Source organism: Pseudomonas sp. WOUb67 (assembly GCF_050058005.1).
GTDB lineage: Bacteria > Pseudomonadota > Gammaproteobacteria > Pseudomonadales > Pseudomonadaceae > Aquipseudomonas > Aquipseudomonas putida_R.
The window spans coordinates 3,628,146-3,649,471 of the sequence record NZ_CP170112.1 but is presented as its reverse complement, the minus strand read 5'-3'; the positions used below and the strand labels follow the sequence as shown (position 1 = coordinate 3,649,471).

General features: G+C 62.5%; 20 protein-coding genes. 11 read left to right on the top strand and 9 right to left on the bottom strand.

Translation table 11 applies throughout. The annotated features are described in order from the left end of the window. Both ABOC32_RS16350 and ABOC32_RS16345 read right to left on the bottom strand, forming a co-directional pair. Positions 1-1,293, bottom strand: coding sequence for a M24 family metallopeptidase (locus tag ABOC32_RS16350; protein WP_426807959.1), 1,293 nt, complete (start codon positions 1,291-1,293; stop codon positions 1-3). A 104-nt stretch (positions 1,294-1,397) separates the two neighbouring features. After that, entirely contained in the window at positions 1,398-3,434 is a 2,037-nt protein-coding gene (locus tag ABOC32_RS16345) for an FAD-dependent oxidoreductase (RefSeq protein WP_426807958.1), read from the bottom strand. Between the two features lie 126 nt (positions 3,435-3,560). On the opposite strand from ABOC32_RS16345, the gene ABOC32_RS16340 reads away from it, so the two are divergent. Beyond that, positions 3,561-4,202, top strand: coding sequence for a TetR/AcrR family transcriptional regulator (locus tag ABOC32_RS16340; RefSeq protein ID WP_426807957.1), 642 nt, complete (start codon positions 3,561-3,563; stop codon positions 4,200-4,202). Positions 4,203-4,376: 174 nt separating this feature from the next. On the opposite strand, the gene ABOC32_RS16335 is transcribed toward ABOC32_RS16340, so the two are convergent. The 3 genes from ABOC32_RS16335 to glaH form a co-directional block, all read right to left on the bottom strand. After that, positions 4,377-5,270 (bottom strand): PA4780 family RIO1-like protein kinase, encoded by an 894-nt coding sequence (locus ABOC32_RS16335; RefSeq protein WP_061202654.1) that lies wholly within the window; start codon positions 5,268-5,270, stop codon positions 4,377-4,379. A gap of 87 nt (positions 5,271-5,357) precedes the next feature. Next, a complete protein-coding gene (gene lhgO / locus ABOC32_RS16330) occupies positions 5,358-6,611 on the bottom strand; it encodes an L-2-hydroxyglutarate oxidase (protein WP_234225069.1) in 1,254 nt (417 codons plus the stop codon). A gap of 114 nt (positions 6,612-6,725) precedes the next feature. Beyond that, positions 6,726-7,703 carry a glutarate dioxygenase GlaH gene (gene glaH / locus ABOC32_RS16325; protein ID WP_426807956.1) on the bottom strand — a complete coding sequence of 326 codons (978 nt, stop codon included), beginning with the start codon at positions 7,701-7,703 and terminating at the stop codon, positions 6,726-6,728. 195 nt (positions 7,704-7,898) lie between these two features. Between glaH and csiR the strand changes: the two genes are divergently transcribed. The 3 genes from csiR to ABOC32_RS16310 all read left to right on the top strand — a co-directional run bounded on the left by csiR (position 7,899) and on the right by ABOC32_RS16310 (position 10,853). Continuing rightward, positions 7,899-8,594, top strand: coding sequence for a DNA-binding transcriptional regulator CsiR (gene csiR / locus ABOC32_RS16320; RefSeq protein ID WP_426807955.1), 696 nt, complete (start codon positions 7,899-7,901; stop codon positions 8,592-8,594). A gap of 209 nt (positions 8,595-8,803) precedes the next feature. After that, entirely contained in the window at positions 8,804-9,484 is a 681-nt protein-coding gene (locus tag ABOC32_RS16315; RefSeq protein ID WP_012272507.1) for a response regulator transcription factor, read from the top strand. After that, positions 9,462-10,853, top strand: coding sequence for a sensor histidine kinase (locus ABOC32_RS16310; RefSeq protein ID WP_426807954.1), 1,392 nt, complete (start codon positions 9,462-9,464; stop codon positions 10,851-10,853). Before ABOC32_RS16315 ends, ABOC32_RS16310 begins: the two co-directional genes overlap by 23 nt. Positions 10,854-10,973: 120 nt before the next feature. On the opposite strand, the gene cysS is transcribed toward ABOC32_RS16310, so the two are convergent. Both cysS and ABOC32_RS16300 read right to left on the bottom strand, forming a co-directional pair. Continuing rightward, positions 10,974-12,356 (bottom strand): cysteine--tRNA ligase, encoded by a 1,383-nt coding sequence (cysS, locus tag ABOC32_RS16305; RefSeq protein ID WP_426807953.1) that lies wholly within the window; start codon positions 12,354-12,356, stop codon positions 10,974-10,976. A gap of 9 nt (positions 12,357-12,365) precedes the next feature. Further along, positions 12,366-14,069 (bottom strand): glutamine--tRNA ligase/YqeY domain fusion protein, encoded by a 1,704-nt coding sequence (locus ABOC32_RS16300; protein WP_426807952.1) that lies wholly within the window; start codon positions 14,067-14,069, stop codon positions 12,366-12,368. A 247-nt stretch (positions 14,070-14,316) separates the two neighbouring features. Between ABOC32_RS16300 and ABOC32_RS16295 the strand changes: the two genes are divergently transcribed. Next, positions 14,317-14,820 carry a peptidylprolyl isomerase gene (locus tag ABOC32_RS16295; RefSeq protein ID WP_234225084.1) on the top strand — a complete coding sequence of 168 codons (504 nt, stop codon included), beginning with the start codon at positions 14,317-14,319 and terminating at the stop codon, positions 14,818-14,820. Further along, on the top strand, positions 14,817-15,539 hold the full coding sequence (locus ABOC32_RS16290) for a UDP-2,3-diacylglucosamine diphosphatase (RefSeq protein ID WP_426807951.1): 723 nt from the start codon (positions 14,817-14,819) through the stop codon (positions 15,537-15,539). Before ABOC32_RS16295 ends, ABOC32_RS16290 begins: the two co-directional genes overlap by 4 nt. A gap of 104 nt (positions 15,540-15,643) precedes the next feature. On the opposite strand, the gene ABOC32_RS16285 is transcribed toward ABOC32_RS16290, so the two are convergent. After that, positions 15,644-17,950, bottom strand: coding sequence for an acylase (locus ABOC32_RS16285; RefSeq protein ID WP_426807950.1), 2,307 nt, complete (start codon positions 17,948-17,950; stop codon positions 15,644-15,646). 196 nt (positions 17,951-18,146) lie between these two features. On the opposite strand from ABOC32_RS16285, the gene ABOC32_RS16280 reads away from it, so the two are divergent. After that, on the top strand, positions 18,147-18,521 hold the full coding sequence (locus ABOC32_RS16280) for a fe2+ zn2+ uptake regulation protein (RefSeq protein ID WP_426807949.1): 375 nt from the start codon (positions 18,147-18,149) through the stop codon (positions 18,519-18,521). Between the two features lie 36 nt (positions 18,522-18,557). On the opposite strand, the gene ABOC32_RS16275 is transcribed toward ABOC32_RS16280, so the two are convergent. Continuing rightward, positions 18,558-18,746, bottom strand: a complete 189-nt coding sequence (locus ABOC32_RS16275; RefSeq protein WP_003248064.1) for a hypothetical protein — start codon at positions 18,744-18,746, stop codon at positions 18,558-18,560. A 150-nt stretch (positions 18,747-18,896) separates the two neighbouring features. Between ABOC32_RS16275 and ABOC32_RS16270 the strand changes: the two genes are divergently transcribed. The 4 genes from ABOC32_RS16270 (at position 18,897) to ABOC32_RS16255 (ending at position 21,324) form a co-directional block, all read left to right on the top strand. Then, positions 18,897-19,355 carry a hypothetical protein gene (locus ABOC32_RS16270; protein WP_426807948.1) on the top strand — a complete coding sequence of 153 codons (459 nt, stop codon included), beginning with the start codon at positions 18,897-18,899 and terminating at the stop codon, positions 19,353-19,355. A 250-nt stretch (positions 19,356-19,605) separates the two neighbouring features. Continuing rightward, positions 19,606-19,986: a Mor transcription activator family protein gene (locus ABOC32_RS16265; RefSeq protein ID WP_426807947.1), complete on the top strand. Its 381-nt coding sequence runs from the start codon at positions 19,606-19,608 to the stop codon at positions 19,984-19,986. A gap of 62 nt (positions 19,987-20,048) precedes the next feature. Then, positions 20,049-20,696, top strand: coding sequence for a DUF2589 domain-containing protein (locus ABOC32_RS16260; RefSeq protein ID WP_426807946.1), 648 nt, complete (start codon positions 20,049-20,051; stop codon positions 20,694-20,696). A 73-nt stretch (positions 20,697-20,769) separates the two neighbouring features. After that, on the top strand, positions 20,770-21,324 hold the full coding sequence (locus ABOC32_RS16255) for a DUF2589 domain-containing protein (RefSeq protein WP_426807945.1): 555 nt from the start codon (positions 20,770-20,772) through the stop codon (positions 21,322-21,324). Positions 21,325-21,326: the final 2 nt, after the last annotated feature.

Sequence of the window (21,326 nt, the reverse complement as noted above, 5' to 3'; positions counted from 1 at the left end):
TCAAGACCGCTGGTCATCGACCAAGGGTGTGCTCGACAGCTTGACCGCGCCCTGGGCGGTGATCAGCACCTGTTCTTCCAGCTTCACCCCTTCGCGCTCACCGCGCTCGCCGATGTAGCTTTCGACCGAGACCACCATGTTTTCCTGGAACAGGCCGTCATAGCCCCACTCGGCAAAGTCCACGGCATAGGCCACGCTGGGGTATTCATCGACCAGGCCGACCCCGTGCAGCATCATCATGTAGCGGTTGTGCTCGTACTTTTGCGGCACCGGCCAGCAACGCTCGGCAAACTCGCGGAACGACAGCCCCGGGCGTAACAGCTCGACGTTGTGGCTGATTTGCCGGGTGGCGATGTCGAGCAGCTCGCGCTGGGCCGCCGTCACCGGCTTGCCGGGGCAGACGAAACTGCGCGAGATGTCCGACAGGTAACCCCCGGGGCCTACCATGTCGGTGTCAAAGCACACCATCTCACCGGCTTCGATGACCTTGTCGGTCGCATCCTGGAACCACGGGTTGGTGCGCTGGCCAGAGCTCAGCAGCCGGCTCTCGGCCCACTCACCGCCCTGGGCCACGTTGGTGCCGTGCAGGATGCTCCACAGCTGGTTCTCGGTGATGCCGGGCTGCAGGCTGGCACGCATGCGGGCGATGGCCAGGTCACAGACAGCCATCGACACCCGGTGGCTGGCGATTTCCTCGGCCGACTTGATCAGCCGGGCCTGTTCCATCAACGGTTGCGCGTCGAACAGTTCGATGCCTCTGGCCTTGAGCTTCTCCGCGCCCCAAGGGTCGCAACGGTCTACGGCCAGGCGGCGGTTGCCACCGCTGTGGCGGACCATCAACTCGGCCACTTCGGCCGCCCACAACGCGGCCTTTTCATCCACCCGAGGGCCCGCAAGAAAGTACAGCCAGGGCAACGCCGGGCGGATCTCGTCAATGGTTTCGACATGCTCGCTGTTGTGACGGCTGCTGGTGAACTCGAACAGCACCACCGGGCCCTCGGTAGGCACGAACACATAACGGCTGGGTGAATGCATGACCCACAGGCCGAGATTGTTGGTGTCGGTGGCGTAGCGGATGTTGATCGGGTCGGCAAGCAAAACGCCGCCATAGTCATGGGCACGCAGTTGCTGGCGAATGCGGTCCAGGCGGTAACGGCGCAGGGTTTTGCGGTCGATCGCTGCCTGGGCGGCAAGCAACTCGCTGTCCACCGGGGCCAGGGCATGGCCGGTTACGCTGGGATCATCACGAAACTGCAGGGACGGCGCAGGGCTCGGTCGGGTACCGATGTGCATGGTTACACTCTCCACTGGATATCGTTGTCGTTGTTGGGGCCAGGGCAGTAACAAGAAAGCGAAAATCAGGCGTTGCTGTTTTTTATTGTTTTACGGCGCGTGAGTCAGAGGTCCTTGACCAGGCGCAGGGCGTCATAAATGGCCGCGTGGGTGTTGCGTGAAGCCACCGCATCACCGATGCGGAACAGCTGGAAGCGGCCATCGTCGCGGCGTACCACGGCCTGCGGGCGGCCTGCGATCAAGTCCAGGTACTGCACCGCACCTTCGTTGCTCGACAGCGGGCACAGCTGGAAATACAGCTCGTCCAGGGGCCGGGTACCGTGGTTGACCACCACCTGGTCGACCAGGCGGGTCTGGCGCAGCTCGCTATAGTCGGTGCCGATGGTCGCCAGCAGGCCCTCTTCGGTCCTGCTCACCGCTTTCAGCCGCCAGGTCACGGTGAAGGTGGTATCGAGCTGCTGCAGGGCGCGCATGTAGGGCACCAGGTTCATGCCCATGACTTCGGGCGAGAAGGTGCGGTCGGGGGTCATGATCTCGGTGCGTGCACCGCTCTGCGCAATGAACTCCGCGGCTTGCAGTGCGGCATGGTCGCCGGCATCGTCGTACACCAGCACGTTGCGCCCGGGCTTGACGTCGCCGGAGATGATGTCCCAGCTCGACACCACCAGTTCGTTGCCCTGCTCCAGCACCTCGGTGTGCGGCAGGCCGCCGGTGGCAACGATGACCACATCGGGGGCTTCGTCGAGGATGATCTGGCTGTCGGCCCAGACGTTGTAGTGGATCGTCACACCCAGGCGCTCACACTGGGCCAGGCGCCAGTCGATGATGCTGATCATCTCCTTGCGCCGCTCCGATTGCGCGGTCAGGCGAATCTGCCCACCGGCCTTGTCGGCCACCTCGTACACCACCACGTCGTGGCCGCGCTCGCCCGCCACCCGCGCCGCCTCCAGGCCCGCCGGGCCGGCGCCGACGATAACCACCTTGCGCCGCTGCGCCGCCTTGGGGATCTCGTGCGGCATGCTGGTTTCGCGGCCGGTGGCGGCGTTGTGGATGCAATAGGCAGCGCCGCCATGGTAGATGCGGTCCAGGCAGTAGTTGGCGCCGACACAGGGGCGGATATCATCCTCGCGGCCTTCGATGATCTTGCGCACGATGTGCGGGTCGGTCATGTGCGCACGGGTCATGCCGACCATGTCCACCTTGCCTGCGGCAATGGCATGCCGGGCGGTGGCCACATCCGGGATCTTTGCCGCATGGAACGTGGGGAAGCCGGTCAACGAGCGGATTTCGCCGGCAAAGTCCAGGTGCGGCGCGTTGCGCATGCCCTGGATCGGGATGATGTCGGTCAGGCCGGCATCCGTGGCGATGTTGCCGCGGATCACGTTGAGGAAGTCGATCATGCCGCTGTTCTTCAACAGCTGCGAAACCTGCAGCCCTTCGTCCTTGGTCAGCCCACCCGCCAGCACTTCATCGCCGGTGTAGCGGATGCCGACGATGAACGTGTTGCCCACCCGCTGGCGAATGGCCGTGAGCACTTCAAAGGTAAAACGCAGGCGGTTTTCCAGCGAGCCACCATAAACGTTCTGCAACTCGTTGGTCAGCGGCGACCAGAACTGGTCCATCAGGTGGCCGTATGCCTGCAGCTCGATGCCATCCAGCCCGGCGGCTTGCATGCGCTCGGCGGCATCGGCGTAGTCCTTGACGATGCGCTCGATGTCCCAGATCTCCAGGCGCTTGGGGAAGGCCCGGTGCGCCGGTTCCTGGTTGTGCGACGGCGACACCACCGGCAGCCAGTCCCCCTTGTCCCAGCGGGTGCGGCGGCCCAGGTGGGTGAGCTGAATCATCACTGCCGCGCCATGCTCGTGGCATTCGTCGGTCAGGTCCTTCATCCAGCCGACCACTTCGTCCTTGTAGGCCAGCACGTTGTTGAACACGGGTGGGCTGTCGCGCGAGATAGCGGCGGAACCCGCCGTCATGGTCATGGCCACGCCGGCCTTGGCCCGTTCCACATGGTAGGCACGGTACAGCTGCTTAGGCATGCCCTCTTCCGGGTAGGCCGGTTCGTGGGAGGTGGTGATGATGCGGTTACGCAGGGTGAGGTGCTTGAGTTGGTACGGCTGAAGCAACGGATCATTGGACATGGTCGTTCTCGCATTCAGGTCATCAGGCAAAATCGACATTAGCCATCATGTACACAGGTGTCAATAAATTAGACAGTGGTGTACATTGAGCTTGTCAGGCCCCCATGGATACGGAACAATGCGCCTATGAACATGACCACGAACCCACCAGAAAGCAGCGCCCGCGGCTCGATCGAAAGCTGGCTGAACGCGGCCTTCGAAGCCCTCAAGGAATCGGGGGTGGATGCGGTGCGCGTGTTACCGCTGGCAAAAAAGCTCAACCTTGCCCGCACCAGTTTCTACTGGTACTTCGAAGACCGCGAAGCATTGCTGGCGGCGCTGATCGAGCAGTGGAAGCACAAGAACACCCACAACCTGGTGAACCAGACGCAGGCCTATGCCGCCTCGATCACCGAGGCAATCCTGAATGTCTTCGATTGCTGGCTGAACAGTGCGCTGTTCGACTCGCAGTGCGAATTTGCCATGCGCAGTTGGGCCCTGCAGTCAGAGCAGGTGGCCGAAGAGATCCAGCAGGCTGACAGCGTGCGCATGAACGCCCTGAAGCAGATGTTCGACCGCTTCGGCTTCAGCGAAGATGCTGCCGCCACACGTGCCCGCTCGATCTACCTGGCGCAGATCGGCTACATCAGCATGAAAACCGTGGAGCCGCTGGAATACCGCATGCGCTTTATCCCCGAGTACCTGCGCATCTTCACCGGGGAAGAGCCGGCAGCGCATGAACTTGAACGGTTCTACCAGCGTAACGGCTATGTGCCCCCGGCGGGCTGATCGGCCCTCAGCCCCTAATGCCAGTTTAGGGCTGCTTTGCAGCCCATCGCAGGCAAGCCAGCTCCCACAGGGATCGCGCAATGCTGAAGAACTGCGCAGTACCTGTGGGAGCTGGCTTGCCTGCGATGGGCCGCGAAGCGGCCCCAATTGCTGACCTGACTGGAACCGTCCCCCTCACTGCAACCAGGGCGGCGTGGGCTCTTCTGCCTTGGCTGGCCCATGCTCGGCCTCGTCACGCGCTGCACGGCGGCGTGCATCATCCAGCCGGGCTGCGTCGATTTCGCGCATCACCCCGGACACGTCCGCTTCATGTTCGTCATCCGCGAACACCCCGGTCAACGGGCTGTCGGGCAGCAAATCACCGGCCTCGAACAGCGCCCACATCTCCTGCGCATACCGGGTGCTTTTCAGCTCCGGGGCAAAGCGCCCGAAATAATGGGCCATGTTGTCCACATCGCGCTGCAGCATGCTGAAGGCGTGGTTGTTGGCGGCTGCATCCACGGCCTGCGGCAAGTCGATGATCACCGGCCCGTCCGGGCCGAGCAGCACGTTGAACTCGGACAAGTCGCCATGCACCAGCCCCGCACAAAGCATCAGCACGATCTGGCGAATGACAAAGGCATGGAACGTGCGGGCATCCTCGGCTTCCAGGTGCACGTCGTTCAGGCGTGGGGCAGCGTCGCCATCGGCATCGGTGACCAACTCCATCAACAGCACGCCGTCCTGGAAGTCGTAGGGCTTGGGTACCCTAACGCCCGCACTGGCCAGGCGGAACAACGCCGCAACTTCGGCGTTCTGCCAGGCATCTTCGGCTTCTTTACGGCCGAACTTGCTGCCCTTGGCCATGGCCCGGGCCTGGCGGCTGTTGCGCACCTTGCGGCCTTCCTGATATTCAGCGGCCTGGCGGAAACTGCGCTTGTTGGCTTCTTTATAGACCTTGGCGCAGCGCACCTGGTTGCCGCAGCGCACAACATACACGGCGGCCTCCTTGCCACTCATCAGCGGCCGCAGTACTTCGTCGACCAGGCCGTCTTCGATCAGGGGTTCGATTCTTTTGGGTGTCTTCATCAGGCTGTGTTCGGGGTCCTGGCTGTGATGGTCGACATCCTCTCACAGCCGGGGACGACTTGCTCGTCTGTCTTCAGCCCAGGCTGATCAGGCGCCCTGCCCTACGCTGTTGATCGGCAGCCTCGCCTTGGGGGCACTGCCACCTGCGAGGGTGACCTGCTCACACACCTTCTCGACGATGTAGGCGCCGATCGGAATGGCCGAGGTGGCGGCCGGCGACGGTGCGTTGCACACGTTGACGCTGCGCGCGGTGTTGACGAACAGGAAGTCGTCGATCAACTTGCCGTCGCGCGACACCGCCTGGGCGCGCACACCGGCCGGGTAAGGCGTGAGGTCGGCCTTGGTGATGCTCGGGCAGTATTTCTGCACCTGCTTGAGATAGCCGCCCTTGAACAGCGAGTTTTTCATTTCGATCAGGCCCGGACGGAAGTTCTTCGCCAGCACCTTGAGAATGCCGGGGGTGGTCAGGGTCTGGAACAGGTCGCTGGGGCTGACGTCGGTCTTGCGGTAGCCCTCGCGCTTCATCGCCAGTACTGCGTTGGGGCCAACCGTGACGGTGCCGTCGATCATGCGGGTCAGGTGCACGCCCAAAAACGGCATCGACGGGTCGGGGATCGGGTAGATCAGGTGGTTGACGATCTGGTTGTGCTGCTTGGGCAGCAAGTAGTACTCGCCCCGGAACGGGCAGATGACAAACTCGGTGCGCAGGCCCAGCATGCTGACCACGCGGTCGGCCATCAGGCCCGAGCAAGTCACCAGGAAACGGCTACGGAACTCGTCGCGCTGAGTGCGCACGATCACTTCGCTGGCTTGCTCCTGCAGGCCGACCACCTCTGCGCCATAGCGGATTTCGCCGCCGGCACGCTGGAATTCAGCGCCCATCGCCGCAGTCACCTGGGCGTAATTGACGATGCCGCTGGACGGCACGAAGATGCCCCCCATCCCCACGATATTGGGCTCGCGCTCGCGCAGTTCGTCGGCCGACAGCCAGTGGCGCTCCAGGCCGTTGGCCGCGGTACGCTCCCACAGTGCCTTCATGCGCTGCATTTCCAGCTCGTTGGTGGCCACCAGCAGCTTGCCGCACTCATCGAAGGGGATGCCGTGCTGGGTGCAGAAGGCCTTGGTAGCCTTGTTGCCTTCCAGGCAGAAGCGCGCCTTCAGGCTGCCGGGGGTGTAGTACACGCCAGCGTGGATCACACCGCTGTTGTGACCGGTCTGGTGGCGGGCCGGGCCGGATTCCTTCTCCAGCAGGAGAATCTTCGCGTCCGGGTAGACCTTGATCAGGTGCATGGCCGTGGACATGCCCACAATGCCACCGCCAATAATGATGAAATCGTACACAGCCTTACCTCACACGCAGGCATTGCCTGGCTCGCTCACCAAGGCCCGCTCGGGCCCTGATGGCATCATGTTGTGCAACGACGCATGGGCAGGCGCCCGCCCTGCGCCCTGTCATTATTGCCCGCGCTGGTACAGCGGCTTGGGGAAGGCGACGTAACCACGCTGGCGCATCAGTTCACGGCGCAGGCCCTCGTGCGGGGTGAAGCGGTCGCGACCGTGCAGCCAGAACAGGTTGTTGATCAGCAGGAAGCTGCCCACACCTACCGGTACCGACACCTTCTTCGCGCTGCCTTCCAGCGAGTCGGACAAGGCGTTCAGCCAGATGCCTTCCTCGTAGTTTTCCGGCTGCACGAACTGGTCAATGTAGCGCATGGTCGGGCGGCCTTCGCCATCGGTGTCGAAAACGGAGTGGAACACATCTTCGGCGACCTTCTTGCTCGGCGGTGCGGTCCAGCGCATTTCACGGCGGGCCATCGGGTGGCGGAAAAACGCCTCGCACTGCTCCCAGTCGTCCAGGTGCAGCAGCAGCGAGTTGCCGCCTTCCATGTTCTTTTCGTCGATCTTCAGCATCAGCACGTAATCAGTGATCTGGTTCACGAAAGTGCCGTCGTTGTGCAACTCCATCACCCGATGCGGCTGGCGCAGGTAGCTGTCGGAGTTGTCGGAGTTGACCACCACGAAGCGCGCATAAAACTGGCCGCTCATGGCGTCGTAGTTGGAGCGGCCGATCAGGTGTGCACAGGCAGTAGTAAACTTGACCATGTCTTCGGCCTGGCTCACGTCATCCAGGCCCAGCGGGGTAATCAGCATGCCGCCGGTGGCGCGATCGAGGATGGTGTTGAGCAGCACCGGGCGCAGGGTACCCTGGCACAGCTCGTCAAGGATTTCACCTAGCCGGAAGCGCAGGAACGACTTGTACTCCAGCGCCTGCACCGGCCACTCGGCAACAGCCTGGACGAACGCTTCAACGGTTTCACGGGCGAAGGTCAGTTCAAGCAGGCGCGGCGACTGTTTCGAAGGGGCGATGGTGTAACCACGCGGCTCCAGCGGCAGTGGCATCACAAGTTCGTCGATCTGCGTAAAAGCGTTCATGGCAGTGTCCTGGCAGAAAAAGTGGAGAGCGCCGTCCGGTGGTGACCTGGATCAGTGCGGGCGAGGTAAAAATATCGCCACTAACTCAAAATGTCTACATTTTTATATTTAGGCGATAATAGTGTTGTTTATCCATTGTTTTTCGTCAGCAGGCGGTTTCGGTATGATCGGCAAAACGTTTTGAGGAACAGGATCTTGGACGCGCTCGCCCCCCGACAAAACTCAGCATTCAGCGGGTATGAGAGGCTCAAGAAGGACATCATCCGCGGCGTGTTCAAGCCCGGTGAAAAACTGTTGATGAGTGCCCTGAAGGAGCGCTACGACCTGGGTGTGGGCCCGCTGCGTGAAGCCCTGTCGCAACTGGTGGCCGAGCACCTGGTCAACGCGATCAGCCAGAAAGGCTACCGCGTAGCGCCCATGTCACTGGCCGAGATGAACGATATCTACGATGCCCGCGCCAACCTGGAAGCGATGATCATCGCCCTGGCCATCGAGCGCGGCGACGACACCTGGGAGGCGTCAGTGCTGGCCCACTCGCATACCCTGGCCAAGGTGGTGGAAGTGAAAACCCGCGAGCAGCGCCTGGATGTGTGGGACGAGCGGCACAAGGCGTTTCATACCGCCATTGCCTCGGGCTGCGGCTCCAAGCACCTGCTTCAGGCGCGCACCTACCTGTTCGACCAGGCCGAGCGCTACCGCCACCTGTGGCTGACGCAGACGGTGTTCTCCGAACAGGCCCTGGAGCTCAAGCGCCAGGAGCATGCGGCGCTGGTCGAGGTGATCCTCGCCCGTGACGCCAAGCGCGCCAGCGCCATGATGCGCTCGCACCTGATGACCCCGGTGCCAATCATTGCGCAGATCATGCATGGCGAGGGTATCAGCGCACGCTGAACCGTTTGTTCATACCTTCACCGGCCCTATCGCCGGCAAGCCAGCTCCCACAGGTAATGTGCTGCCCTCACGGCCTCAGAGCACCCTGTGGGAGCTGGCTTGCCGGCGATAGGGCCGGTGGAGCAAATACGCTAGATGAATTTTTCTTAAATCGCCGGTTGTCTATTCTTTGGCACAATCAAATCTCTATTAGATGCCCAGGAACCAGCATGCCTCGCGTACTGACCATCGAAGACGACGCCGTCACCGGCCAGGAAATCGTCGCCGAACTTACCAGCCACGGCCTGGAGGTGGATTGGGCCGATAATGGCCGTGAAGGCCTGGCCAAGGCCATTGCCGGTGGCTACGACCTGATCACCCTGGACCGCATGCTGCCCGAGGTCGATGGCCTCACCATCGTCACCACCCTGCGCAGCCTCAAGATCGCTACGCCGATCCTGATGATCAGCGCCCTCTCCGACGTCGATGAACGGGTACGTGGCCTGCGTGCCGGCGGTGACGACTACCTGACCAAGCCGTTTGCCTCCGACGAAATGGCCGCACGGGTCGAAGTATTGCTGCGCCGCAACAGCGTGCCCATGACCCAGACACGCCTGCAGGTCGCCGACCTACAGTTGGACCTGATCAGCCACGAGGCGCGCCGCGGTGACAATACCCTCAACCTGCTGCCCACCGAATACAAACTGCTGGAGTACCTGATGCGCCACAGCGGCCAGGTGATCACACGGATGATGATTTTCGAAGAAGTCTGGGGCTATCACTTCGACCCGGGCACCAACCTGATCGATGTGCACATCGGCCGCCTGCGCAAGAAAATCGACTCCCCCGGCCAGTCGCCGCTGATCCGTACGGTACGGGGCTCCGGCTATGCCATTGCTGAACCCGTCTAAAGGCTGGAGCTCGTCCACCAGCCGCCTGCTGGCGCTGTACAGTTTTCTGTTCGTGGCCTGGAGCAGCATTCTCATGGGCGTGCTGTACTTCGAGGTGTCCAGCTACCTGAACAAGCTCACCCGCCATTCGATGCTGCAGCGCCAGCACCTGTTCGCGCACATGAGCGGCAAGCAGCTGGACGACGCCCTGATCGCCAGCCAGGCCTTCGAAGAGCGCAGCTTCGACGCCTATGGCCTGTTCGACACCCAGCTCAACCCGATTGGCGGCAGTGTGCGCACCCTGCCCCCGGAGCTCAGGCTGGACGGCAAGATCCATGAGTTGAAACGCTGCCTGGATGCCGACGACCCCCACCTGCCCCGCGACAGCTGCGATGCGGTGGCGATCAAAGTGCAAGATGGCCGCTGGCTGGTACTGTTCCGCGATAACGGCTCACTGTTCGTGGTTACCCGGATCATTCTCGATGCCCTGCTCTGGGGTATCTCCTTGACGCTGATCCCAGGCTTTGCCGGCTGGTATTTGTTGCGCCGCCGGCCGCTCAAGCGTATCCGCGCGATCCAGGCCCAGGCCGAGCTGATCGTCGCCGGCGACCTGACCCACCGCCTGCCCCTGTCGGCCCGGCGCGATGAGCTGGACATGCTGGCCGCCATCGTCAACGCCATGCTCGACCGCATCGAGCGGCTGATGCATGAGGTCAAGGGCGTGTGCGACAACATTGCCCATGACCTGCGTACCCCGCTTACACGCCTGCGCGCCCAGCTGTACCGCATTCGCCAGCAGAGCGACGTCGACTCCGCACAAGCCGAGGCGCTGGACCAGGCCATTGGCGAAACCGATACCCTGATGGCGCGTTTTCGCGGCTTGCTACGCATCAGCGAACTGGAAGATCGCCAGCGCCGGGCCGGCTTCGTTCAGCTTGACCCGCATGAACTGCTGGTCGAACTGCACGACTTCTACCTGCCTCTGGCCGAGGATGGCGGTATCCATCTCGAACTGCACCAGCCCGCGCAGCTGCCGGCCCTGCACGGTGACCGCGAACTGCTGTTCGAGGCACTGGCCAATTTGGTGGGCAACGCCATCAAGTTCACGCCCGAGGGTGGGCAAGTGCGGATTTGTGCGACACAGGACGAGACCGGCGTGCACCTGGCCATTGAGGACAGCGGGCCGGGCATTCCCGAAGAAGAGCGGACTGCGGTGCTGAAGCGGTTCTATCGCAGTGATGAAGGGCATCGCCATGCCGGGTTCGGGCTGGGGTTGTCGATCGTTGCCGCGATCGTCGACCTGCATGGGTTCGGGCTGGAGATTGGAGAGAGCGAGCTGGGTGGGGCGAGATTAGTGTTGCACTGCCCGCTTGCGGGGCTGCCCAAGTAAAGGCTGGGGGCCGCCAGGCGGCCCATTCGCAGCACAAGGCTGCTCCTACAGGGGATCGCATTATCCTGTAGGAGCAGCCTTGTGCTGCGAACGGGCTGCGAAGCAGCCCCTATACGCCGATCAGTCAGCCAGACGCCAGGTAGTCGCGCCCTTGCTGTCTTCCAGCACCACACCCATCGCGGTGAGTTGGTCGCGAATGCGGTCCGATTCGGCCCAGTTCTTGTCGGTACGTGCCTGCAGGCGCGCCTGAATCAGGCCTTCCACCTCAGCCGCATCGACCTTGCCTTCGGCACCCGCACGCAGGAAGTCATCGGCTTCCAGCTGCAGCACACCCAGCACCTCACCCAACTCGCGCAGGCGGCCAGCCAGGCCAGCAGCAGCCTCCGGCTCGCTGTCGCGCAGGCGATTGATCTCGCGCACCAGGTCGAACAGTACGGCGCAGGCTTCGGGGGTGCCGAAGTCGTCGTTCATCGCCACGCTGAAACGCTCGACAAACGCTTCGCCGCCCTTGGCTGCCACCCGTGGCAAGCCGCGCAGGGCATGGTAGAAACGCTCCAGCGCGCCCTTGGCATCACGCAAGCTGTCTTCGGAGTAATTGATCGCGCTGCGGTAGTGGCTGGCCACCAGCAGGTAACGCACCACCTCCGGGTGGTACTTCTCGAGCACGTCGCGGATGGTGAAGAAGTTGTTCAACGACTTCGACATCTTCTCGCCGTTGATGCGGATCATGCCGCAGTGCATCCAGGCGTTGGCGTACTGCTTGCCAGTGGCCGCTTCGCTCTGGGCAATCTCGTTCTCGTGGTGCGGGAACTCCAGGTCGCTGCCGCCGCCGTGAATGTCGAAGCTCTCACCCAGGCAGCAGGTGGACATCACCGAGCACTCGATGTGCCAGCCCGGACGGCCCGGGCCCCATGGCGATTCCCAGCTCGGCTCGCCCGGCTTGACGCCCTTCCACAGCACGAAGTCCAGCGGGTCCTGCTTGGCTTCGTCGACCTCGATGCGTGCACCGATGCGCAGGTCTTCGATCTTCTTGCGCGACAGCTTGCCGTAGCCGACGAACTTGCCGACGCGGTAGTACACGTCGCCGTTGCCCGGGGCGTAGGCATAACCCTTGTCGATCAGGGTCTGGATCATCGCGTGCATGCCGGCAATATGGTCGGTGGCACGCGGCTCCTGGTCTGGCGGCAGGATGTTCAGCCGGCGCTCGTCTTCGTGCATCGCGTCGATCATGCGGGCGGTCAACGCTTCGAAGCTTTCGCCGTTCTCGTTGGCCCGGTTGATGATCTTGTCATCGATGTCGGTGATGTTGCGCACATAGGTCAGCTCGTAGCCGCTCTTGCGCAGCCAGCGGGTGACCAGGTCGAAGGCCACCATGCTGCGGCCATGGCCCAGGTGGCAGTAGTCGTACACGGTCATGCCGCACACATACATGCGCACCTTGTTGCCATCCAGCGGCTTGAAGGTTTCCTTCGCTTTGCTCAGGGTGTTGTAGATGGTAAGCACGGCGTTTCCTCAGCTGCCCCAGGAGTCACGCAGGGTGACAGTGCGGTTGAACACCGGGCGGCCCGGCTGGCTGTCTTTCAGGTCGGCGCAGAAGTAGCCTTCGCGCTCGAACTGGAAGCGGTCCTCGGGTTGCGCCTGGGCCAGCGACGGCTCGGCACGGCAACCGCTCAGCACTTGCAGCGAGTCCGGGTTGATGTTGTCCAGGAAGCTGCCGCCATCCTCGGTCTTTTCCGGGTTCGGCGAACGGAACAGGCGGTCGTACAGGCGCACTTCGCACTCGACGCTGCCCTCGGCCGGCACCCAGTGGATCACGCCTTTGACCTTACGGCCTTCAGGGTTCTTGCCCAGGGTGTCCGGGTCGTACGAGCAACGCAGCTCGACGATAGTGCCGTCGGCGTCCTTGATGGCTTCGTCGGCGCGAATCACGTAGCTGCCGCGCAGGCGCACTTCACCGGCCGGTTCCAGGCGCTTGTAGCCCTTCGGCGGCTCTTCCATGAAGTCTTCGCGGTCGATGTACAGCTCGCGCGCGAACGGCAGTACACGCACGCCCATGTCTTCTTTCGGGTGGCGCGGCAGCTCAAGCTGCTCGACCTGGCCTTCCGGATAGTTGGTGATGACCACTTTCAGCGGGCGCAGCACGCACATGGCGCGCGGTGCGGTGCGGTCCAGGTCGTCACGGATGCTGAACTCGAGCATCGACATGTCGACCACGCCGTCGGAGCGGTTGGTGCCGATCATTTCGCAGAAGTTGCGAATCGAAGCCGGGGTGTAGCCGCGGCGACGGAAGCCGGACAGGGTCGACATGCGCGGGTCGTCCCAGGCGTCGACGTGCTTTTCGTCAACCAGTTGCTTGAGCTTGCGCTTGGACGTAATGGTGTAGTTCAGGTTCAGGCGGCTGAACTCGTACTGGCGCGGGTGCGCCGGCACCGGCAGGTTGTCGAGGAACCATTCGTACAGCGGACGATGCCCTTCGAACTCCAGGGTGCAGATCGAGTGGGTGATGCCCTCGATAGCGTCCGACTGGCCGTGGGTAAAGTCGTAGTTGGGGTAGATGCACCATTTGTCACCGGTCTGGTGATGGTGGGCATGGCGGATGCGGTACAGGATCGGGTCGCGCAGGTTCATGTTCGGCGAGGCCATGTCGATCTTGGCCCGCAGCACGCACTCACCGTCCTTGAACTCGCCAGCCTTCATGCGGGCGAACAGCTCGAGGTTTTCTTCCACGCTACGCTCGCGGAACGGGCTGTTCTTGCCCGGCTCCTTGAGGTTGCCGCGGTATTCTTTCGCTTGATCAGGGGTCAGGTCGCAGACATAGGCCTTGCCACGCTTGATCAGTTCCACCGCCCAGTCGTGCAACTGGTCGAAGTAGCTGGAGGCATAACGCACGTCGCCGGCCCAGTCGAAGCCCAGCCATTTGACGTCGCTTTGAATGGCGTCGATGTATTCCTGGTCTTCCTTGGCCGGGTTGGTGTCATCGAAACGCAGGTGGCAGACGCCCCCGAATTCCTTGGCCAGGCCGAAGTTGACGCAGATCGACTTGGCGTGGCCGATGTGCAGGTAGCCGTTAGGCTCCGGCGGGAAGCGGGTGACGATGCTGCTGTGCTTGCCCGAGTCCAGGTCGGCCTGGATGATCGGCCGCAGGAAGTTCGCAGGGACAGCGGGGGCGCCTTTGGCAGCGGCGTTGGGCGCGTTGTCGGCAGTGGGCTTGCTCATAGGATCCTTGAATGCACGTGTCCGGCCTGGGTAGGCCGATTGAATCAAAGGGCCTATCATAGCCGAAGCAGTCAAGCTGCTGACAGTCGGGCCCGGACAAACTGGCGTGATTTATCACGGCTTTTTGCCCAAGCCTGGCAAAATGGCCGCCGCGCATGTGTGTCGCGGCCGCCCGATCCAGCGTCAGGTGACAATACGCGCATCTGCGCACCCGATTCCAAAATGCCTTGAAAGAGCGAATTTCAGCATGTCCAAAGTCAAACTGAGCACCAACCACGGCGACATCGTTCTGCAACTGAACGCCGAAAAAGCCCCGCTGACCGTTGCCAACTTCCTGGCCTACGTTGAAGCCGGCCACTACTCGAACACCGTGTTCCACCGTGTGATCAAGGGCTTCATGATTCAGGGCGGCGGTTTCGAGCCAGGCATGAACGAAAAGCGTGACAAGCGTGCCAGCATCCAGAACGAAGCTGACAACGGCCTGAAAAACGCCAAGTACAGCATCGCCATGGCCCGCACCATGGAGCCGCACTCTGCTTCGGCGCAGTTCTTCATCAACGCCTCGGACAACGACTTCCTCAACCACAGCGGCAAGAACGTACAGGGTTGGGGCTATGCGGTATTCGGCGAAGTGATCGAAGGCCGTGAAGTGGTTGATGCCATCGAGAAAGTCGCCACTGGTTCCAAGTCCGGCCACCAGGACGTGCCAAAAGAAGACGTGATCATCGAGAAAGCCGAGATCATTGGGTGATACTGCTGATCTCCGATCTGCATTTGCAAGAAGAGCGCCCGGACATTTCCCGGGCGTTTCTTGATCTGCTGGACGGCCGTGCCCGCCACGCCAAAGCGTTGTACATTCTGGGCGACTTTTTCGAAGCCTGGATCGGCGACGATGCCATGACCCCCTTCCAGCAGTCGATCTGCCAGGCCATGCGCCGGCTGAGCGACAGCGGCACGGCCATCTTCCTCATGCATGGCAACCGCGACTTCCTGATTGGCCAAGCCTTTTGCGAAGCCGCAGGTTGCACGCTGTTGAACGACCCCAGCGTCATCGAGCTGGGCGGTGAGCAGGTGCTGCTGATGCATGGCGACACTTTGTGCACCCGCGACCTGGGTTACATGAAGATGCGCCGTTTGCTGCGCAACCCGCTGAGTTTGTGGATCTTGCGGCACCTGCCGCTGTCAGCCCGCTACAAGCTGGCGCGCAAGCTGCGCAGCGAGAGCCGCACGCAAACCCGGATGAAGTCCACCGAGATTGTCGACGTCACGCCTGAGGAAGTACCCAAGGTGATGGCGGCGCATGGCGTGCGCACGCTGGTGCATGGCCATACCCACCGGCCGGCGATTCACAAGCTGGTGGTTGATGGGGAGCCGGCACGGCGCATCGTGCTGGGGGACTGGGACCGCCGGGGCTGGGCCTTGCAGGTAGATGAGCAAGGGTTTCAGCTGGCGCCGTTCGAGTTTTCCTGACATTACAGGGTTGCCAGGACCGGCCCTTTCGCGGGTAAACCCGCTCCTACAATGGTACGCAAGTCGTGTAGGAGCGGGTTTACCCGCGAAGAGGCCGCAATGCCTTACTGCTGTGCCACTGCCCCCTTGTCCCCTTCACTGATCACCACTTCCCGATACGCCGGGTCTGCCTTGATCTGTGCCTCGGTAAACGGCATCACCGCCAGCTGCTTGGCCGCAAAGGCCTTGGTCTGGTCACTGGCATGCGCCGATGCCGCTTCGCTCGACTGGGAGAACGCCAACAACCCCCGAGCTTCTGGCCCCTTGTCGGTGAAGCTGACCAGTTGCAGGTAGCTGGTACCACTGACCACCAACCGCTTGCCCTGCCCGTGCGGCACACTGTACATCGCGTTGTACACGCCCAGCGCCTGCGGGCCACCCGGTACCGGCGTGCCGTCAAGCGCCTGCTGCACCTGCCCCCAACGCGCCTCCCCCGCTACACCGCTGTCGCTCACCTGCTTGAGCGACGCCAGTGCCGCCTCGTGTACCAGCTTGCGCACGGCCGCCTGCTCCACCGCCAAACCGCGCGGCGTGTGCTGCGGGTCGGCCGGGTTGAAGGCCACGCGCCAGCTTTCCGGGTGCGCGGCCAGGGCATTGAACAGGTTCTGGAAATGCACCAGGCCAATGCCACTGTCGAGGTCGGCCTTGCCATTCCAGGCCGCCAGGCTGCTGCACACGGCCTGTACATCCGCCCCTGCGCCCTTGCACCATTGCAGCAGGTCTGGCAGCACCAGGCTGGCCAGGTAGACCTCGTCGTCGGTCACCATGCGCTGCAGGTCATCAATGCCCAGCCTTGCCGTGCCCTGCAGGCGCTGCAGGGCAAAGCGGCTACGCATGCCCAGCGGCTGGTCACTGCGGCTGACCAAAGGTGAATAGCCTGTCAGCGGCTGTGCCGGGTTGGCCATCCAGGCCGGGTCGTTGGAGTTCTGCACGAAATCCTGGCGTTCAAGGCTCGGCAGCATTCGCGCCGGGAAGATACCCGGTTGTGCGGCCTGCGCATCGACCTTCCACTGACACGCACTACGCGAGCCATCCAGCACCACCATGCGCCCTTGCGCTTGCGGGTTGCTGCAGGTGCCCAGCAGTTGCTGGTCGACATACGGCACCACCGACTGGTTCAGGTACAACGCCCCACCGCCCTGGTCCACGGCCAAGGTGTTGACCCACGGAATACCCTGCAGCTGCTCGACCGAGCCTTTCAGCGCTGCCAGGCTGTCGGCACGGTTGATCTGGTACCACTGCTGCAGCACCCGGGTGTTGTCCAGGTTGGCGTCACGCAAGCTGTACGCCGCGTGCGCGTCCCAGTCCAGCCGCCCGGGCCATTGCACCACCGGGCCGAATTGCGAACTGTAGATCTGCCGCTCTACCTGGCTCAGGCTGCCATCTTCGGCCTTGACCGCAACGCTGATGGTTTGCCGGGCCATTGGCAGCGACTTGCCATCAAGCAGGTAACGGGTCGGGTCCTTGGGATCGAGTTGCAGACGGTACAGGGTGAAGTGGTTGGAGGTGTCGACGGTGTGCGTCCAGGCCAGGTGCCTGTTGAAACCGATATTGACCACTGGCAGGCCCGGCAATGCCGCGCCCATCACATCGAGCTGGCCAGGGATGGTCAGTTGCATCTGATAAAAGCGCATGCCGCCCATCCACGGGAAGTGCGGGTTGGCCAGTAACAGGCCGCGGCCATTGGCCGAACGCTGCGCCCCTACGGCCACCGCATTGCTGCCGCGCTCCGTGGCGAAGCGTTCCTGCCGCGCCAGTGCGCTGGCGAAGCCCGCCGACGCCTGCTGGTTGGTCTGTGTAGGTGGTTGCGCCCCCGCCAGTGCTTCGACGAACTGCCCGACACCGCCTTCGGCCAATAGCCTGCGAGTCAGCTTGACCAGGTCCTGACTGGTGATCGGCCGCAGCCATTCACCGTTGCCACATTCGGCGGGCAAGCCACCGCGGCGGCGCTCGGCCAACGCCCGGTTGTAGCCGCTGGCATAACCCGCCAGCAGTGCCTGCACCTGCACCGGTTGCGCCTGGAGGAACGCATCGACTGCCGTCGGGCTGTTGAGCCAGGTGAAGAACAGGTCGCTGGCCAGGTTGTCACGCTGCTCCAGGGTCTTGCCCTTGGCACCGAAATGGCGTGAGCGCTCACCGCTCACGGTCAGCACCTCGTTGGCCAGCAGGCACAGGTTGTCCTGGGCGTAGGCATAGCCGACACCATAGCCCAGGCCGCGCTCATCCTTGGCCACGATATGCGGCACCCCGAAACTGGTTCGACGAATCTGCGCACTGGCATCAAGGGCGGGCTGCGCCTGCACGGCAACGCTGAAGGCCACCAGTGCAGCGGCCAGGCCTGCGCAAGTCATGGGACGGGAAAGTGGAAACACGGGCACTCCTCGGGTTCGGGGCTTATCCCGATCAGACGAACGGCCAGGTGAAAATTTTACGTATTACAAGGCGATGGAACGTCTTGAAGAGGAACAGGCATTTTTTTTACGAGTGGGTTGCAGTTTTTGCGTTCTCATTCGTCCTAGTAAGTGAGGCAACCACATTTCGGGTTCGTCCACGAAAAGGAGCATTCACATGTACAACCCGCAACCCTCGACTCACGCCGGGCGCGTCCCAGGCAAAGCGCCCAACGGACAGGACGTTTTTTCTGAAGAACGCATCGGCAACGAACAGATCCGCGAGCTGCTGCGCACCTTCGGCCTGCGCACCAGCCTGATCCGGCTCAAGGTGATCGATGCCTTGCACGCCGCCGACCGCAATGGCCGCAGCATTGGCGTACGCGGCGTGCACGCACAACTGGAACAGCTGGATATTCCGCTGTCGTTCCTCAGCGTGCGTGAAGTGCTCAAGCGGCTGTGCACCGAAGGTGTTATCGAACTGGGCAGCGACAAGTGCTACAGCCTCAACCCCCAGGCGCGCGCCGTGCTGGAGCAGGCACACACGCGCTGAGCGCATGGCCGGCCACGCATGGCCGGCCCGCACGGGTCAGGGCTTTACCTTACGCCGCAGAATGCCGTTGATCACCACGACCACCACGGCGATGGCGATGGCCAGCATCTGGAAGGTCTGCTCACTGATCGTGCCCTGCTTCTGCAGGTGGGACAGGCCCAGCATCAGGCCCAGTACCACCAGGATGATCAGAAGGGAATATTTGAGGCGCTGCACGTGTGTCATCGAAAGTTCCTTGCAACATCAGGGGCAAATGGCTCGCAACGAGCCGCGGCAATGATACAACGCCCACAGGGCCCGGCGCTGCATTTCCTGCTGGGTAGGCTGGCGACTGCCTGAAAGCATGGGGCTCCAAGCACCCATGCCGGAGGCATCATGTACAAACCCCTGCTGTTCGCATCCCTGATCCTGACCCCGCTTACCCTTCACGCGCTGGACACCCGCGACGTAACGGCAGCGCAACTGCTTGAGCTTGGCCGCGACCTGGAGCGCCATGCCGGCGCCAGCCAGTGGCAACAACTGTGGCAGCGCGTACGTCAGGCCGGCTACCTGCAGGCACACGGAACCCCGGTGCATTTCAGTGCTCCCATGGCCCAGTTGCCAGAACTGGCCCGGCAGACCTTGGCCGAAGCCGATCATGTACAGGCGCTGTACCAGACCCAGGCGCTGTACCGTCGCAGCTTTTCCGACACGGTCATCGGCCACCGCGACGGGCAGCCACTGCATGCCCTGTGCCTGGTGGTCGACTGGCGGGCGCTGCCACAAGGCATGCTCGATGCACCTCAGGCCTACCTGCGCAGCGCCAGCCTGCTAAGCAGCTACCCCTGCAACTGAGGGTGCCGGGCCCCATCATTCGACCTGCGAAGCGCCCTGATGGGGAATCAACCGCCACAGCCACACCTTGAAGACATCTCCTACACCGCAGGATATCGCTGCCTGCAATCTCTGTTCACCGAGGCTACAAACCGCAACCCATATGTCGCCTATCGACGGGCCGTGACTGTCACACAGAATTTGCTCACACCGTCGACATCACGCCGCTGGTGATCGGGTCGCACATTCCCCCATCCCGAAGGAGCGCCATATGGAATTACCAGACTTGAGCCTCATCGATATCAGCCAACTGCCCCACTCGTTGCAGGCACTGATCGACTGTATCGGCATCGACAATACCTACCAGCTGACCTGCGCCTACGGCGGCAGACCCAAATACATCCCCAAGTACCGCGAGCGCACCAAGCTCGCCGACGTGTTGCCGGCCGAAGCGCTCGACGCACTGATCAAGCGCTACGCCGGAGTGGCCCTGGAAATCCCCAAGGCTGACCACTTCCTGCGCCAACTACGCAACCAGCAGATCCAGAAAGAAAGCGCCAATGGCCTTTCCCGCAGCCTGCTGGCCGACAAGTACGGCCTGAGCCTGCGCCAGATCGGCAACATCCGTCGCCAGGAGCCTTGCGCTCGCTGACGACCAGCACCCGGGCCGCCAGGGGTGGCCACCTTTTCTCTCAATAAAAAGGGCAACAAAACATGTCGATTGATAACAGCCTCATCGGATCCGTGATCAACGCCTTGCCCATGGACCGCATGATCGCAGGCCCCCTGCAGGCCATGGTCCAGGCACAGGTTACCGCCAGCAAGTCGTATGCCGACTTCCTGATGCAAGTGTGCGTGCAGGACGGCAAGGCCGTGGCTATCCAGTTCGACTACGACGAGACCATCGTCGACGAACAGGGTGAATACAAGGGTGTGGTCAGCAAGACCATGAAGGTGCCACTGCTGGCGGCCATCACACACCCGAACATCTCCATCGATGAAGGCAATGTCGAATTCGAGCTGATCATCAATCAGATGTCGGAAGATACCTCTAGCACGGAAATGGGTGCAGAGGTGACCGGCTCACTGGGCTGGGGTCCATTCAAACTGAACGTAAAGGGCAGCGTCAGCCACAAGTCGGCCCAGACACGCAAGACCGACACCCGCGCCCGCTACGCATTCAATACGACGATGAAGCGCCAGGAACCACCTGAAGCGATGATGAGGGTGATCGAGTTCCTGACCGACGCGGCGACCAAGCCAACCGTGATCAGAACCGCCGAACTGCAAAGCCCGGACGAAATCTCCCAAGCCGACACCTTGAAAGACCCTGCAGCCGAAGCAGGCAGCAACAACCCTTGAGACGACCCGTACGCCGCAAAACAGCCCCCTGGCCAGCACCGGGGGGCAACATTTGCCCTGAGGAGTCGAGCCCATGAACAAGCCCCCTGCCCCCATGACCTCCATCGACCTGCGTGAGATCACCCGTGGCCTGCAAGAAGCCGCCAGCGCCACCAACAGCCTGATTGCACAGCAGTACATCAACCTGTTCGACCAGTTCTTCGAGTGCGACAGCGACGCCTTGGGCGCCCCCATGAAAGCCAAGATGGTCGAAGTGGCCCTGGATGGGCAGCACATCATGCGCGTCCCGCTGTTTGCACTGGTGTCCCCCAAGGGCCTGGCCCTGGAGCGCATGCAGGTCGACCTGTCGGTACGGGTCAAAGGGACCGAAGCACAACAGGCACTGCTGACCGCGAGCGAGAACAAGGCTGCCAGCTTCAAGGTCACCATCGGTGGCCAAGGCCGTCAGGGTGAAAGCCGTGACCCTGACGAAGTGCAGATCCGCATGCAGTTCCAGGCCAGCGAGCCGCCGGAAGCCCTGAACCGGCTGATCGAGGAATACACCAGCCTGATCACCCCGGTGCGCGCCCCCAGCCCACTGCCCTCGCCCGACACCAATGAATTCATCGAGGCGGCCACCGTCCGTTGACG